The 17,114-nt window shown below is 30.1% G+C and carries 13 protein-coding genes; 9 read left to right on the top strand and 4 right to left on the bottom strand.

The annotated features are described in order from the left end of the window. Positions 1 to 141 precede the first annotated feature (141 nt). The 4 genes from typA to JM82_RS09205 all read left to right on the top strand — a co-directional run bounded on the left by typA (position 142) and on the right by JM82_RS09205 (position 5,610). Positions 142 to 1,941, top strand: a complete 1,800-nt coding sequence (typA, locus tag JM82_RS09220; protein WP_145002636.1) for a translational GTPase TypA — start codon at positions 142 to 144, stop codon at positions 1,939 to 1,941. A 421-nt stretch (positions 1,942 to 2,362) separates the two neighbouring features. Then, the gene (locus tag JM82_RS09215; RefSeq protein ID WP_315897454.1) at positions 2,363 to 3,202 is read left to right on the top strand and encodes a GNAT family N-acetyltransferase; all 840 of its coding nucleotides are present in this window, start codon (positions 2,363 to 2,365) and stop codon (positions 3,200 to 3,202) included. After that, entirely contained in the window at positions 3,199 to 4,302 is a 1,104-nt protein-coding gene (locus tag JM82_RS09210; protein ID WP_145002630.1) for a DegT/DnrJ/EryC1/StrS family aminotransferase, read from the top strand. Before JM82_RS09215 ends, JM82_RS09210 begins: the two co-directional genes overlap by 4 nt. Continuing rightward, entirely contained in the window at positions 4,303 to 5,610 is a 1,308-nt protein-coding gene (locus JM82_RS09205; RefSeq protein ID WP_145002626.1) for an O-antigen translocase, read from the top strand. On the opposite strand, the gene JM82_RS09200 is transcribed toward JM82_RS09205, so the two are convergent. After that, complete coding sequence (locus JM82_RS09200; protein ID WP_145002622.1) at positions 5,611 to 6,753, bottom strand: glycosyltransferase; 1,143 nt, start codon at positions 6,751 to 6,753, stop codon at positions 5,611 to 5,613. Between the two features lie 37 nt (positions 6,754 to 6,790). Between JM82_RS09200 and JM82_RS09195 the strand changes: the two genes are divergently transcribed. Then, on the top strand, positions 6,791 to 7,630 hold the full coding sequence (locus JM82_RS09195; protein ID WP_145002619.1) for a glycosyltransferase family A protein: 840 nt from the start codon (positions 6,791 to 6,793) through the stop codon (positions 7,628 to 7,630). A gap of 1 nt (position 7,631) precedes the next feature. Beyond that, a complete protein-coding gene (locus JM82_RS09190; RefSeq protein WP_145002616.1) occupies positions 7,632 to 8,054 on the top strand; it encodes a sugar 3,4-ketoisomerase in 423 nt (140 codons plus the stop codon). On the opposite strand, the gene JM82_RS09185 is transcribed toward JM82_RS09190, so the two are convergent. Beyond that, complete coding sequence (locus tag JM82_RS09185) at positions 8,040 to 8,975, bottom strand: glycosyltransferase family 2 protein (protein WP_145002613.1); 936 nt, start codon at positions 8,973 to 8,975, stop codon at positions 8,040 to 8,042. The two genes, JM82_RS09190 and JM82_RS09185, sit on opposite strands and share 15 nt — an antisense overlap. 157 nt (positions 8,976 to 9,132) lie before the next feature. On the opposite strand from JM82_RS09185, the gene JM82_RS09180 reads away from it, so the two are divergent. Then, complete coding sequence (locus JM82_RS09180) at positions 9,133 to 10,047, top strand: hypothetical protein (RefSeq protein ID WP_145002610.1); 915 nt, start codon at positions 9,133 to 9,135, stop codon at positions 10,045 to 10,047. On the opposite strand, the gene JM82_RS09175 is transcribed toward JM82_RS09180, so the two are convergent. Continuing rightward, entirely contained in the window at positions 10,037 to 10,726 is a 690-nt protein-coding gene (locus JM82_RS09175; protein ID WP_145002607.1) for a cell division ATP-binding protein FtsE, read from the bottom strand. The genes JM82_RS09180 and JM82_RS09175 overlap by 11 nt on opposite strands. A gap of 8 nt (positions 10,727 to 10,734) precedes the next feature. Continuing rightward, on the bottom strand, positions 10,735 to 12,075 hold the full coding sequence (locus tag JM82_RS09170) for a hypothetical protein (protein WP_145002604.1): 1,341 nt from the start codon (positions 12,073 to 12,075) through the stop codon (positions 10,735 to 10,737). Between the two features lie 152 nt (positions 12,076 to 12,227). Between JM82_RS09170 and JM82_RS09165 the strand changes: the two genes are divergently transcribed. After that, positions 12,228 to 15,248 (top strand): tetratricopeptide repeat protein, encoded by a 3,021-nt coding sequence (locus JM82_RS09165; RefSeq protein ID WP_145002601.1) that lies wholly within the window; start codon positions 12,228 to 12,230, stop codon positions 15,246 to 15,248. Positions 15,249 to 15,288: 40 nt separating this feature from the next. Then, positions 15,289 to 17,019 (top strand): TonB-dependent receptor, encoded by a 1,731-nt coding sequence (locus JM82_RS09160; RefSeq protein WP_145002597.1) that lies wholly within the window; start codon positions 15,289 to 15,291, stop codon positions 17,017 to 17,019. Positions 17,020 to 17,114: the final 95 nt, after the last annotated feature.

Below are 17,114 nucleotides of genomic sequence, written 5' to 3'. Positions count from 1 at the left end.
TTTCTTTAAATAGGCCTAACTATCTGTGTCTGTTAAGTTCAAAAAGTTACAATTTTTTAAAATGAATTTGTCAAATATAAATTAAAACGCTTTTTTATATAAAAAATGAGTACCTTTGCACGCTTAAAATAAGGCACAATTATGGCTAATATTAAAAACATTGCAATTATTGCACACGTTGACCACGGAAAAACGACGCTGGTTGATAAAATCATGTACCATTGTCAACTGTTTCGTGAAAACGAAAACACAGGAGACTTAATTTTAGATAATAACGATTTAGAACGTGAACGTGGAATTACGATTACATCTAAAAACGTATCAGTTATTTATAAGGATACTAAAATTAACATCATTGATACACCTGGTCACGCCGATTTTGGAGGAGAAGTAGAGCGTGTATTAAACATGGCAGATGGTGTTGTGTTATTAGTTGATGCTTTTGAAGGTCCTATGCCTCAAACGCGTTTTGTATTACAAAAAGCGATTGACTTAGGGTTAAAGCCTTGTGTGGTTGTAAACAAAGTTGATAAAGAAAACTGTACTCCAGATGAAGTACATGAAAAAGTTTTTGATTTAATGTTCGAGTTAGGAGCAGAAGAGTGGCAATTGGATTTTCCAACAGTTTACGGTTCGGCTAAAAATAACTGGATGAGTGATGATTGGAGAAAAGAAACAACTAACGTTGAGCCTTTATTAGATATGGTTGTGGAGCATGTACCTACACCAGTTTTTCCAGAAGGAACAACACAAATGTTAATTACATCTTTAGACTTTTCTTCTTTTACAGGTCGTATCGCGATTGGTAGATTACAAAGAGGAGAATTAAAAGAAGGTCAACAAATATCTTTAGTTAAAAGAGATGGTTCTATAACTAAAAGTAGAGTAAAAGAACTTTTTATATTTGAAGGTTTAGGACGTAAACGTGTTGATAGCGTACAAACAGGAGATATTTGTGCTGTTGTTGGTATTGAAGGTTTTGAAATTGGAGATACTATTGCAGATATCGAAAATCCAGAAGGTTTAAAATCAATTGCTATTGATGAGCCTACAATGAGTATGTTATTTACAATTAACGATTCTCCATTTTTTGGTAAAGACGGTAAATACGTAACATCTAGACACATTAAAGATCGTTTAGAAAAAGAATTAGAAAAAAACTTAGCACTTAGATTAGGTGAAACTGGTAGTGCAGATAAATTTATGGTTTTTGGACGTGGTGTATTACACTTATCAGTTTTAATTGAAACTATGCGTCGTGAAGGTTATGAGTTACAAATTGGACAACCACAAGTTATCATTAAAGAAATTGATGGTGTTAAATGTGAGCCAGTTGAAGAGTTAACTATTGACCTTCCTGAAAGTGTATCAGGTAAAGCTGTAGAGTTTGTAACTTTACGTAAAGGTGAATTGTTAAGTATGGAAACAAAAGGAGATCGTATGATTTGCGAATTCTTAATTCCTTCTCGTGGTATTATTGGTTTACGTAACCAATTATTAACTGCAACTGCAGGTGAAGCTATTATGGCACACCGTTTTAAAGAATACCAACCATTAAGAGGTGCTATTCCTGGACGTATTTCAGGATCTTTAATCTCTATGGAAAATGGTAAAGCAATACCTTACTCTATCGATAAATTACAAGATAGAGGTAAGTTTTTTGTTGAGCCAGGAGAAGATATTTACGAAGGTCAAGTAATTGGTGAGAACTCTCGTCAAGATGATATGGCTGTAAATATTACTAAAGCTAAAAAGCAAAGTAACGTACGTAGTTCTGGAGCAGATGATAAAGCTAAGATTGTACCAGCTATCAAATTCTCGTTAGAAGAAGCTTTAGAATATATCCAAAAAGATGAGTATGTAGAGGTTACACCAAACCATATTCGTTTACGTAAGATCTATTTGACAGAAAACGATCGTAAGAGAAATAAGATTGCTTAATATTAGATTAGTTGTAAATACAACGGTCTAAATTATATAATATTAAAAGAGGTTTCTAGTTTAGAAACCTCTTTTTTTTGTTTACTACTAAATCTATCTTTATGCTTTAAGATAGATCTAAAACTGTTTAATCAAAGCGCTTGCAGTTTCATACTTTTAAATTTAGGTTTGCTGCGGTACATACTGTGTCTACCCTTATATTTATTCAGCAATTGGCTATAACTTATTTTTATAGTAAATTCTTCAATAAAAATTAGTACTTTCATTGCTTAAATAAAAGTGCGCTATTTTTTCTTTAACCATATATTCCGCTAAACATAAAAAGCTTTGGAACAGTTTTATTACTGAATCCAACAATGGAACATTTTTATTAAATCGAAATTTTATAGAATACCATAAAGATCGATTTGATGATTTTTCAGTGCTTATTTTTAAAGGTGAAAAACTAATTGCGGTTTTACCAGCTAATAAGGTTGGTGACACACTACATTCTCATCAAGGATTAACGTATGGTGGATTGGTAACACATAAGGCTCTAAAATTTAATGAAGTCTTAGAGGTCTTTAAATTACTTTTACAGTTTTTAGAAGATCACAATATATTGTATTTAAATATCAAGAGTTTACCTTCAATTTATGCTTCAGGACCAGACAGTCAGTTAGCCTATTTAATGTTTTTACTAAAAGCTAATGTAGTAAGGCGTGATGCATTATCTGTTATTGATTATAACTTTATGCCAGAATCGATTTCTAGTAACAGAAAAAGAGGGTTTAAAAAAGGACAAGCCAATAATTTAGTAGTAAAGGAGGAAAGCAGTTTAGAAAATTTTTGGAATGCTATTTTAATACCTAATCTAAAAGCACAACATAATGTCAAACCTGTGCATACTTTAGAAGAAATGACATTGCTGCAATCCCATTTTCCAAATAATATACGACAGTTTAATGTATATAAAGGCGATACCATTGTAGCTGGAACAACTATTTTTGAAACTAAAAACGTCGCACATGCGCAGTACATTTCGGCTAATAGTGATAAGCAAGAACTTGGTAGTTTAGATGTATTGTTTCAATATTTAATACATACCGTTTTTAAGGATAAATTATTTTTTGATTTTGGAACATCAAATGTAAATAATGGATTAAATATTAACAAAGGACTATTGTATTGGAAAGAAAGTTTTGGAGCAAGAATGATTGTGCACGACTTTTATAGTGTTAGCACAAAAAATCACGAATTATTAAATTCAGTGTTTATATGATTAAGTTTTTAGACCTACCAAAAATAAACGCAAGATTTGAGACCCAATTTAAACACCAATTTGATTCGTTTTTAAGTACAGGTCAATACATATTAGGCGATGGTGTTAATACCTTTGAAACTAACTATGCAGCCTTTTGCGGAACTAAACATTGTATTGGTGTTAGCAATGGTTTTGACGCCTTAGTATTAATTTTTAAAGGATATATGGAGCTTGGTATATTAAATAAAGGAGACCAAGTTATTGTGCCTGCTAATACATTTATTGCTTCCATTTTGGCTTTGTTAGAAGTTGGGTTGGAACCAATCTTGGTGGAGCCTAATCCAATTACCTTTAATATTGAATCTAAAGACATACAAAAAAGTTTATCCCATAAAACTAAAGCTATTTTAGTAGTGCATTTATATGGTCAGCTTAGTGATATGGAAGCCATAAAAAGTTTAGCAAATCAAAAACAATTATTAGTTATTGAGGATGCAGCACAGGCACATGGAGCTTTACATAAAAGGTTAAGTACAAAAGCAGGAAATTTAGGAGATGCTGCAGCGTTTAGTTTTTATCCAAGTAAAAACTTAGGGGCTTTAGGAGATGCAGGTGCAATTACCACCAATAATAGCCAATTAGCTGACATGATTTTTAAATTAAGAAATTATGGTACTAGCACTAAATATGAAAATGAAGTACTAGGTGTTAATAACAGAATGGACGAAATACAGGCTTTGTTTTTGGATATAAAGCTTAAAGCGCTAGAAAATGATAATAGCCATAGGCAATCAATAGCTAAACAATATATATCCAAAATCAACAATAATAAAATAAAACTGCCTTTTTATGATGGTACTAAAAACCATGTATTTCATTTATTTGTGATTTTAGTGGATAATAGAGAACAGTTTTTAGACTATTTAAAAGTAAATAATATAGAAGCAGCAGTACATTATCCTATTCCGCCACATAAACAAATTGCGCTTCAACGATTTAACCATTTAAAATTTCCAATAACAGAAAAAATTCACGAAACTTGTGTAAGCTTACCTATTAGTCCAATAATGACTAGTTTAGAGGTAGATACAGTGATTGAAAAATTGAATAATTACTAATTGAAAAAAGTTCTAGACTACATAAATAATAATGTCCTAGTTAAGGTAGCTTCCCTTAATTCTGTATCTGTAATTGTAAAAATTATAGCTGGATTTTTAACATCCAAATTTATAGCATTATTTGTGGGTTCAGAGGGTATGGCATTAGTTGGTAACTTACGTAACTTTGTAGGTTCTGTGCAATCCTTATCCATTTTAGGACTTTACAAAGGTGTTGTTAAGTATATCGCTCAGTTTAAAGATGATGCTTTTCAATTAAGTAAAACAATTTCTACCGTATTTTACATGGGATTTTGTTCTACACTATTAATGTCTATTCTAGTTTATTTTAAAGCAGAATTTATTAATGATTTAATTTTTAAAGACTACAACAACTACGCGTACGTTATTAGGATATTCTCTATGGCACTTCCATTTTACGCGTTAAATATGTTTGCTTTTTCCATAATGAATGGCTTTGCAAAATATAAATACTTGATTGTATTTAATATTTTTGGTCAAATTTTAGGTGCTGTTATTACCATTTTACTGATTTGGCAAGAAAAAATTGATGGTGCATTAATCGCAGTTGTGATAGCAGAGTCCATTATTTTTTTAATAACACTTGTAGGTATTGCAAACCGAAAAAACTTTATTCCATTAATTAAAGCCAGTAACTTTAGTTTAAACTTTGCTAAAAAGCTTGGGTCATACTCAGGAATGGCGTTGTTTTCTGCAATTATTTTACCCTTAGTTGCAATATTAATTAGAAGTTATATTATTGATAATATAGGTTTAGAACAAGCCGGTTTTTGGGAAGCAATGAATCGGATTTCTAAATATTACTTACTATTTGTAAGTACATTATTAACCATGTATATTTTACCTAGATTCTCTGAAATAGACAATATTAAGGATTTTAGAAAAGAGGTATTTAGTTTTTATAAAACAATAATTCCAATATTTGCTTTAGGTTTAATCGTAGTCTATTTTTTAAGAAGTTTTATTGTTAGTTTAGTTTTTACTGAAGAATTTAGACCAGTTGAAGACTTGTTTTTATGGCAATTATTAGGCGATTTTATCAAAGTACTTTCAATTGTTATAGCTTACCAATTTTTAGCTAAACGTATGTTTTGGCATTATATAATTACCGAAGCTTTTTCAGTTACAACATTGTACTTTACTAGCAAGTATTTTATAGATGAGTTTGGTTTAGTTGGAGCAAATATGGCACATTTTGCAACTTATGTTATGTACTACGCTATTATCTTACTTATTTTCTATTCATCATTATTTGGTGTAATTCCGGATAAATTAGAAGAGGATTAACTAGTTTTTATTCCAAGTATCTAAATAACGTTGTGCTATTGTAATGTAATCATGATGTTGCTTTACAAATGCGCTGGCATGACTTCCTATACTTTGTATTTGATTTGGATTATTAATTAACCATTCAAGTTTTTCAACTAAATAATCAGCATTAGGTAAGGCGTTAATAGCGACACTGTTTTCTTTTAAGTTATAATATTGTAACCATTCTTTTTCAGCTCCTGTAAATAGCACTTTACCTTTATACATGGCTTCTAATGCATTGTATCCTTGGTCATATGAATAGACTTGATCTAATATTATATGTGCTTGATCGTAACTTTGTATGTACTTAGTATAGGGTAGGTCAATGGTGCTAGATATGCTAACTTTTTCCGGATATTTATTAGCAATAATTTGCAACGCTTCAGAAAAATAATTGGCACCTTTTTTTAAACTTGATGTCGAGTTAATACCATGGAAAATATGAATTTTACCATCTGTTTTTAATGGTTTAAATTCTAATAAATCTGTGTTAATTGGATTTGGGATTAACCCTAAATATTTAGAATGGTTTATATAAGCTCTGTGGTAATCCATATCAGAACAGATTACACCATTAATGTTTTTGTTTATAAACTCATGTAAGTTTTTATAAGCTTCTGTTGTGTATTTTAACGAAAAATTAAATGTGTTTTTTAAGGCAGTATTGTTTAAATAAGGTGTTAAAACAGAATAGCCATTTGCTGGATTTAAAAAATAATTTATGGTTACATAATCTTCTCCACAAGCCAATAAATAGATAGACTTATTTTGCTTAAAAAGCTGTGAGTATAATTTTATAGACTGTTTTGGTGTTACGCCAAGTGCATCTTCATTTATTAATTGGACAACATCAAAATTTTTAAATTGTGGTAATAATTTTTTAAACTGCTGGTAGTATTCATTCTGAATTAAATTAACACCAAAAAGTCTAATTAATCCAGAGTTTAATAAACTTAAAAAGCGATTATTTTTAATTTTTGAAGTTAACAGATAATCAGATTCAAATTGTTTTAAGCCATCACCAGAACTAACTAAAGTCACCTGATGTCCTAAAGCAATCAAACCTTCTTTTAAAGAATTGTGTAGTCTGCTATATTCGCCAATTAATAATATCTTCATTTATATTTTATACATTTGTTTTCAAAGATAGAAGTTAATGGGCAATGCCAAAAAGAAAGATGTAAAATTAGAGTTGTTAGTAGCAACTATGTTTCAGACATCTATGGATTTTCTATCAAATATGTTTCCAAATAGTTCTTTTAAAAACTATAACATCCTGATAATTAATCAAACAGATCAATCTCACATTTTGGAGTCGACTGTGGATAATATTAGAGTGATAAATAGTTTTGAAAAAGGTTTGGCTAAAAGCCGAAACATGGCAATAAAAAATACGATTGGTCAGTTATGTTTAATTGTAGACGATGATGTTAAATTTAAACCAGATTTTGATAAAATTATTTTAGAAGCATATAATAGTAATCCTAATGCAGCTATTATAACTTTTAAAATGGAAGATTTTGAAGGTAATTTATTTAAAAATTATCCTCAAGTTAAGTGTCATGATTTAGAGTCCATTAAAGAAGTTAATTCTGTAGTGATTACGTTTAACACTAAATTAATAAAGCAAAACAGCCTACTTTTTAATGTCAATTTTGGATTAGGGTCCACTTTTGAAACCGCAGACGAATATATTTTTATGCGAGAGGCTTTAAAATTAAAAATGCAGACTATATTTGAGCCCAAGGTAATATTGTCGCATCCGTTTTTTAGTTCAGGCAAAGACTCTGGAAATGACAAATTAGTATATGCCAGAAGTGCCTTATATTACAAATATTCTGGTGTATTGGGATACTTAAAACTATGTAAATATTTATACATTGTACATAAGCAAGGTGCAATAAAAACAAATCAAATTATTAAAAAATTTAAAGTAGGTTTAAAAGGAATTTCAACTTATAAAAATCTAGTTAAATTAGGAATTGAAAAGTCTTAAAATGAAATTAAAATCAACGACTGTAAACGCAGTATCTATTATAGAAATACCTAAAATCACTGATGAAGAAGGACGTGGTAATTTGTCAGTTATAGAAAAAGATTGCGTTCCATTTGATATCAAACGCGTGTATTATTTATACGATGTACCTAGTGATGCTTATAGAGGAGGTCATGCTCATAAAGCTTTATTTCAGTTTTTGATACCCTTAAGTGGTAGTTTTGATGTGATTTTAAAAGATGGTAAAAACACTAAAACAGTCAGTTTAAATAAGCCTAATAAAGGGTTGATGATTGTACCAGGTATTTGGAGAGAACTTGAAAATTTTTCTTCAGGAGCAGTATGTTTAGTCTTAGCATCAGAGGTTTACAATGAAGAGGATTATGTTAGAGATTATAGCGAATTTGAATTACTTAAAAGCTGATAAGTAAATGTTATTTTTTATTAAAAAACTATGAAGCTTTTTTAATCCAATTAAAATAGAGGAAGGACAATTTACAAGGACTTTTTGTTTATAGTTTAAATTTTTAAAATCGATGTCTTGCTTTACTTTTTTAGCGTCAATTGGTTGGTCTAATAATTTATAACGAATGACTAATGCATATCTATTTATGTCTAAATACTTTTTTAATGAAGCGTTGTTTTGTGCTTCATTCTTATAATTATTAATTAGTAAATATCTGTCCTCATTATAATCACTATTTGATAAACTAGATTGATCAAAGAAGTTATATAGCATCGTTATTTTTGGGTTAAAAGCGATTTTGCCAATTAAACCAAATTTAATCCACAAATCAATATCCTGACCTGTTCTTAATTTAGTATTATATCCATTAACTTTTAAAAAGTCCTGTTTCTTAAAAGCAACGGAAGATGAAGTAGGAATAAAATTAATAATGTTAGCTTTAAAAAAGTCGTTAATTATCAAGCAACTATTGTCATATTCAAAATTAAATTTAGATTTAGTTATAAATCCATCATGACGCTTAATATTATAATTGGTACAAAATAGTACAGCTTCAGGACAAGTGTCTATGCATTTTTTTAGTTGTAATAGATGGTTTTTATCCCAAATATCGTCAGCGTCTAATGTGGCTATATAGCTTCCGTTTGAGGCTGCAATAGCAGTGTTTCTTGCTATGGATGCGCCTTGATTTTCTTGTTGGATGACTGTTATTTTGTCATTATTTAGACTCTTAACTATTGCTAAGCTTTGATCGGTACTGCCATCATCGACTATTACAATATCAAAATTTTGAAAACTTTGTTGTAAAACAGATGTAATAGTTTTTAAAACATATTTTTCCTTGTTATAAAGCGGTATAATTACAGAAAAAAAAGACATTATAATTATTAAATTTTGGTTATTTGGTTTGTTATGGACCTACAGTTTTAATATGCTGTAGCAGTTTTTCAAATCTAAGCATTAATATAGATTTATAAATAGACAAGTTGATAATTTTCAAAGTGATATATTTACAAATGATATTATTATTTAATTAATGAATTCTTTTTTTAAAAACGCATTACTTTTTACCATTCCATTACTCTTAGTTTTTATTGCTATAGAATGTTTTTATAGGTATGTTCCAAATAATTATTCATACAAAAACAAGCAAATACAAACGCAATATGGTAATATAGAAACACTAGTTTTTGGGGATTCTCATGCTTTTTATGGAATAGATCCTAAAGGTTTTGACAGACCAACCTTTAATATTTCTAATGTTAGCCAATCTATATATTTTGATAAGTTATTGTTTGAAAAACATGTGGATAGTTTTCCTAAACTAAAAAACATTATTTTAACTGTTGCTTATACAACGCTAAGTGAGGTAGATGATAAGTTAGACTTAAAATGGCGAAAGTATTTTTATAAAAACCACATGGGATTAACCATTCCTTTGATCTCTAAATATGATTTAAAACAACATAGTCTTGCATTAGTACACAAACTATCCAAAACTATTAAATATGTCAGAGATTATTTTAAAAACGGTACTTTAGTAACTAGTGATACTCATGGATTTATTACAACTAATTTAGTTGAAAATAGTACTAAAGATTTAGATGGTTTTGCCAAACGGGTTACTATAAACCATGAAGATGGATTGTTAGATTTTACTCAAAACACCAAAAGGATCCAAGAAATTATCAAGCAATGTCAGTCTAGAGATATTAACGTGTATTTAGTAAGTTTACCAGTTAATTATAGATATGTAAATTTAGTAAATTCTAAAAAAGTAGCTAAAATTTACGATACAGCAGATGCTTTAGCATTAGGTAATAGTAATACAACGTATATCAACTTGTTTGAAGATAACCGATTTGATGATTCAGATTTTTTTGATGCTAATCACCTTAATGTTAAAGGTGCTAAAAAATGTACAGTAATTTTAAACCAAATTATACAGTAGTCTTACGCTGTACCACTTCAAAAATTCTGTTATCGTCACATTTTAATGTTTTACTTGGGTATTTTAAAAGTAAAGCATAATCATGAGTAGCCATTAAGATTGTGTTACCATTTTTATTAATGTCTTGTAATACTTCCATGACCTCAATACTAGTTTGTGGGTCAAGATTACCAGTAGGCTCATCTGCTAAAATTAATTCAGGATCATTTAGCAACGCACGTGCAATTGCAATACGTTGTTGCTCTCCTCCAGACAATTCATGCGGAAATTTAAAACCTTTAGTTTTCATGTCAACTTTGTCTAAAACAGAAGCGACACGCTCATTCATTTTAGTTTTATCCTTCCAACCTGTTGCTTTTAGTACAAATAGTAAATTGTCATTAATGGTACGGTCAGTCAATAATTTAAAATCTTGGAAAACAATACCTAGTTTTCTTCGTAAAAACGGAATGTCTTTTTCCTTTAAAGACGGTAAGTCAAACTCAACAATATGTCCTTCACCTTGTGATAATTTTAAATCACCATATAAGGTTTTCATAAAACTACTTTTACCAGAACCTGTTTTACCAATTAGATAAACAAACTCTCCTTTTTTAACTTCTAAATTAACTTCAGAAAGGATTAGACTTTCACCCTGAAAAATAGAGGCGTTTTTTAATTCTAAGACAGCGTTTGACATAAAAAGGTTTATTTTTTTGAAGTAATAACGTCTTTGTAAGACCAAATATTATTGATGACAAAGTAAACAATTAATGGGAAAAATGGAAAACAAAATCTACTATTGTTTCCGTAGGCAATTAATGCTTGTGCTAAGGATCCTGAAACGATTATACAAACTATAAAAAGGTCAGGGTCGTAAGTGCGCATTTTGTTTTTTAAAAAAAGGATTATTTTTTTGAAAGCAAATATTAGAAATAAGACATTAAATATTATTAAGGCATAGCGTTGTATGTAAATCCACACTATCAACGTGCCTTGCTTAAAATAAACATTGTTTATCTTTTCAATATTCCAATAAAAACTACTTTGATTACCCCAAAAAAGTAGCCAAGATTTACCTGCTTGTTTTAGATAAAGTAGTGGGTTGTCTTTTATAAGCTGTTTAGAGATATCTCCTAATTTAAAATACAGGTCCTTTTGAGATAAATTTGTTACTTGTAATAACTCAATTTGTGCGTCCCAAACACTCATAGCTTCAAGTTTTGGATTATGTATAAGTATAGAATCTCGATGTCTAACTATAATATCTCTTATTTGGGCATGTTCGTCCTTTGCTAGTTCAAAAAAAGGAGTTGCTGTTTGTGTTAAATTAATTCCAAAATATGTAGTATTTGTAAAGTGTCCAATGGTTTTTTTATTATGATTGTTCCACATATAATAGGTCAATAGTGGCAAGCTTAAAACGATTGTGCTTTTTAAAATAACCGATTTTAAATTAATTTTAAAAGATGCTACAATAAAAAACATAGCAAAACCTACAGGAACATATATAAAAAAAGGTCTTGTAAGATATAACCAGGTTAGTATTAACGATAATAAAAAGTAAAAGTACCATTTGGTTTTGCTCTCAAATAATCTGCAATAGACTATTAGCCATATACTAAAGATTAATAAAAAAGTAGTTAATGTTTCCGTAAGTATAGCAAAATCAAATAGTACAACGTTAGCAAAAGATGTAAATATAATGGCAGTCCAAAAGCCAATTGCTTTATCCTTACTAAGGACACTAGTAATACTATATGTAAAATAGGTTGTCATTACACCTAAAATTAATTGGAAACCTACAACCCAAGTTAAATTATATCCAAGTAGATTGATAATTACTGGTAGTCCAGGTGTTCTTTTTCCGTCATAACCAGTTAAATCAAAAACAGTTTTTGATAAATTAATATAATCTTCAGAGTCAGGAAATAGGGTTACTGTATTATATAAAACAACAAAAATAAAACGAATAACTACAGCATAAATAACAACTAAAAGTCCTGCATGATTAGTTATTAAATGTTGTAATTTATTCTTAATAGACATTTATGGGATTGTTTTAAATAAGACTGTAAATATAGAATAATTAAATCTACCTTTTTTTGATAATATATAAATCGGTTTATAATTATTAGTTAAATCTATCGTTAGAGATATAGATTAATTTATCTTTGATTTTGAATTTAAAAATAGTATCAATGTTAGTAAAAAAACAGCTTACATTTTTCATTACCATAGTCTTTTGTTTCCAGTTACTTGGACAAGAAACTGCAGTTTATACCAATAGTCTAGGCGATTATCAAAAAGCGTTACAGCTTTATAACAGTCAGCAATATTTAGCTTCTCAAAATTTGTTTAGTCAGATTAAAAAAGAGACCAATGACCAAAACGTAAAAAGCAATTGCGCGTTTTATATTGCAAATGCAGCCATAAGATTAAATCAGCAAAATGCAGACGTTTTAATGGAGCGTTTTGTAGAAGATTATCCAACCAGTACAAAAAAAAATACAGCATTTTTAGATGTTGCAGAATATTACTTTGCTAATGGTAAATACGCCTATGCTCAAAAGTGGTATGCAAAAGTAGACGAGAATGGACTGTCCAAAGCAGATAAGGAATCTTATAACTTTAATAATGGTTATGCTTCATTTACAACTAAAAACTATAAAGATGCTAAAAAGTATTTAACACGTGTAGAGACCTCTCAAAAATATGGTTCTCAGGCTAAATATTATTTAGGTTTTATGTCCTATGAAGGTGATGATTATGATGGAGCTAATAAGTATTTTGAGCAAGTTGGTCAAGAAGAAAAATATAAAGAAAAACTAAGTTACTATCAGGCTGATTTAAACTTTAAATTAGGAAAATTTGATAAAGCAATAGACCTTGCTAAATCTAAACTAGAAACTAGTGATAGAGACGAAGTTTCAGAATTAAATAAAATTATAGGTGAAAGTTATTTCAACTTAAAAAAATATGACGAAGCTATTCCATACCTAACCCAATATAAAGGTAAAAAAGGAAAATGGAGTAATACAGATTATTACCAATTAGGTTACGCTTACTACAAGCAAAAGGATTATGATAAAGCCATTTCAGAATTTAACAAAATTGTAAGTGCAGATAATAGCGTAGCTCAAAATGCTTACTATCATTTAGGAGAAAGCTATGTTAATGTAGGCAAAAAACAAGAAGCGTTAAATGCTTTTAGAAACGCCTCTCAAATGGATTACGATTTAAAAATCCAAGAAGACGCCTGGTTAAACTACGCTAAAATAAGTTACGAAATTGGTAACGCTTATCAATCGGTACCTCAAATACTAACAGGTTATTTAGATAAATATCCAGACACACAATATAAAGATGAGGTAGAGGTATTATTAATAGACTCGTACATTACCTCTAAAAACTACAAGGAAGCTTTAGAGTTATTGAAAAATAAAAATAGTTTTGAAAGTAAAGTTGCGTTACAAAAAGTAGCGTTTTATAGAGGTTTAGAATTGTATAACGAAAGTAAATACCAAGAGGCAGAAACCCTTTTTGATAAATCTTTGAAAGAACAACAAAATCAAAAATTTACTGCAAGAGCAACATTTTGGAAAGCCGAAACAGATTATAATCTAACCAACTACGAAGATGCCTTAATTGGATTTAAACAATTTAAACAACAAGGTGAAGCTTCGTCAACAAAGGAATTTGAAAATTTAGATTATAATATAGCTTACACGTATTTTAAGCAAAAAAACTACGATCAATCAACAGTGTTTTTTAATCAATTTATTCAGAAAAATCAATCGGATAAAGTTAGGTTAAACGATGCGTATTTACGTTTAGCAGATGGTTATTTTGTGTCTAGTCGTTATACTGAAGCTATAACAGCTTATGAAAAAGCGATGCAAGTAGGTAAAATTGAAAATGACTATGCGTATTTTCAAAAAGCGATGAGCTACGGTTACATTGGTCAAGAAGGTGATCAAACAAATCAATTAGAACAATTTATTGCAAAATACCCAACATCAAAATTACGTGATGATGCTATGTATGCTTTAGGTAATAGCTACGTAAAAGCAGGTAAAGATGCTAAAGCAATTGCAATTTATAGTCAGTTAAAAAAAGAATATAGTACAAGTCCTTTTACAAGCAAGGCTCAGTTACGTCAAGGTTTAGTCTATTATAACGCGAGTCAAAACCAACAAGCATTATCAACCTTTAAGTCCGTTGCCAAGGACTATCCAAGTACACCAGAAGCTAATCAAGCGGTAGCAACAGCTAGACTAATTTATATAGATTTAGGTAAAGTGGATGAGTATGCAGCTTGGGTTAGAACTTTAGATTTTGTAGAGGTTACAGACGCAGATTTAGACAACGCAACGTATCAAGCAGCAGAAAAACAATATTTAGACGAAAACGTAAATGATGCCATAAAGCAATTTAATGGGTATTTAAATCAGTTTTCTAATGGATTACATGCTACTCAAGCTCATTTTTATTTAGCACAATTGTACTTTAAAAAAGATTTAAAATCTAATGCAGAGCCACATTATGCTTATGTAGTCAGTAAATCTCAAAGCGAATTTTCAGAAGAAGCCTTATTGCGCTTATCTCAAATTCAGTTAGATAAAAAAGATTGGAATGCAGCAATACCAACCTTAAAACGCTTAGAGGCAGAAGCAAACTTTCCGCAAAACAGTTTATTTGCTCAGTCTAATTTAATGCAATCTAATTATCAATTAAATAACTATAATCAAGCGGTCGCTTACGCGGAAAAAGTGCTAGGTAATGGTAATTTAGATAACAAAATTAGAAGTGATGCTCATGTTATTATTGCACGTTCGGCAATTAAAACTAACGATGCTGCTAAAGCAAGAACAGCTTATGCACAAGTCGAAACGTTTGCAACTGGTGAAACTGCAGCAGAAGCACTATACTATAACGCATATTTTAAAAACAAAGATGGTTTATACGCAGAGTCTAACCAAGTGACACAACGTTTAGCTAAAGATTATTCCGGTTATAAATATTATGGAGCTAAAGGTTTAGTGGTAATGGCTAAGAATTTTTATGCCTTAGGTGACGCCTTTCAAGCGACATACATTCTAGAAAGTGTTATCAAAAACTTTAGCAATTTTGAAGATGTTAAAACAGAAGCACAAACCGAATTGAATAAAATTAAAACAGAAGAAGCTAAAACAAACTCTTCAGTTATATCTGAAGACTAATAACAGCAATCGACACAATCGTAATTCATAAATATAAATTATGTTTAGTACAAAAAAGCAAATCATTTTAACGATAGCATCACTATTAATCACTGTCTTCGCTTTTGCACAAGAAAGAGAAGGCGATACCATTCAAACAGGAGTAATAGATGTTGTTAAACCGTATACGCCTAGTATTTCTGACGCTTTTAAAGTTAAAGAAACACCAACATTAGACGATACTGAGACTGCAACTAAAAAAGAAGTAAAGTATAATATTTTTTCATTTCCCGTAGCTTCTACTTTTACGCCTGCAAAAGGAAAAGCAGCAGTTGTAGATAAAGCAAAAAAAGTTAAGTTATACGATAACTATGCAACTTTAGGCGTTGGTACGTATACCACAATAGTTGGAGAAGCGTATCTTAATCATGCCATAGGTCGAGATCAGATTTTTAGTGCATATGTAGGACATCACTCGTCACAAGGTGATATAGAAAATGTATTGACAGATAACGGATTTTCAGATTCAAAGCTTAATTTAACATATACTAAAAAAGATCGTGATTATAGCTGGACTGCTTTAGGTGGTTTTCAATACCAAACGTATAATTGGTATGGTTTACAACAGCCATTATTTAATCAAGCAACAGCAGATAGCTTAGATGTTGGTCATAGTTTTATTAATGGCTATGTTGGAGGAGATATTACTTTTGAAGACGCTATAGTATCTTCAGGAAGTATTTTATATAGACGCTTTGGAGATAATTTTGGATCAGGAGAAAATAGATTTAAAGCTAACGCAATTGGTACAATTAATATTCAGGATAACGATGTAGATATTGAAGTGTTTATGGATTACATTGGTGGTAGTTTTGATAAGGCTTATGCAGATCCTAATCAGATTAACTATGGTAACTTTCAGATTGGTTTAGCACCAACTTTTCAATTAAAACAAGACGACTTAACTGTAGATTTAGGTGTTAAGGCTGTGTATTTAAATGATACTGAAGCAAGTAAAAGTAAGTTTTTTATCTATCCAAATATAGCAGCAAGTTACAGGTTGGTGGATGAGGTTTTAATTGCTTTTGGAGGTGTAACAGGAGGATTAAATCAAAATTCGTATTATGATTTTGCTCAAGAAAATCCATTTGTCTCACCAAATCTATTTATAGCACCAACAGACCAACAGTATAAGGCATTTGCAGGAATAAAAGGTAAGCTGTCTAATACAATGAGTTACTCGGTTAGCGGAAATTATTATTCAGAAAAAAACAAAGCACTTTATACAAACAATGATATTACAACAAACTTAGAGCCTTACACTTACGGTAACTCGTTTGGTTTAGTGTATGATGATGTGACTACTTTTAGTGTTGCTGGAGAATTAAATGTAGACATAAACCGTAACTTTACTTTAGGTATTAAAGGTGAGTATTTTTCGTATGATGTTACTAACCAAATGGAAGCTTGGAATCTACCAGATTTAACAGCATCTGTCTTTTTAGATTATCAAATAACCGATCAATGGTTTGCAGGAGCTAATCTATTTTATGTAGGTGAGCGTAAAGATCAATTTAACATTCCTAACTTGATTAGTCCAAACTCAGGTATTGTAACCTTAGATAGTTATTTTGATGCTAATGCACATGTAGGCTATCATATAAATGACCGTTTTTCAGTATTTGCTAAAGCTAATAATATTGTAGGAGAGGAGTATACTAAATGGCAAAACACACCTGTTCAAGGTATACAGTTTCTAGCAGGAGCAACGTATAAATTTGATTTTCAGTAAAATTAAATAATTCACTTATAGGTTTTGAACTCCCTAATATTTTAAATTAAAAGCCTCTATTTGAGGCTTTTTTTTTATGTTTATATTTACAAAAA

Source organism: Olleya sp. Hel_I_94 (genome assembly GCF_007827365.1).
Classification (GTDB): Bacteria; Bacteroidota; Bacteroidia; order Flavobacteriales; family Flavobacteriaceae; genus Olleya.
The sequence above is the reverse complement of the archived record's forward strand: the minus strand, read 5'-3'. Positions and strand labels throughout refer to the sequence as shown.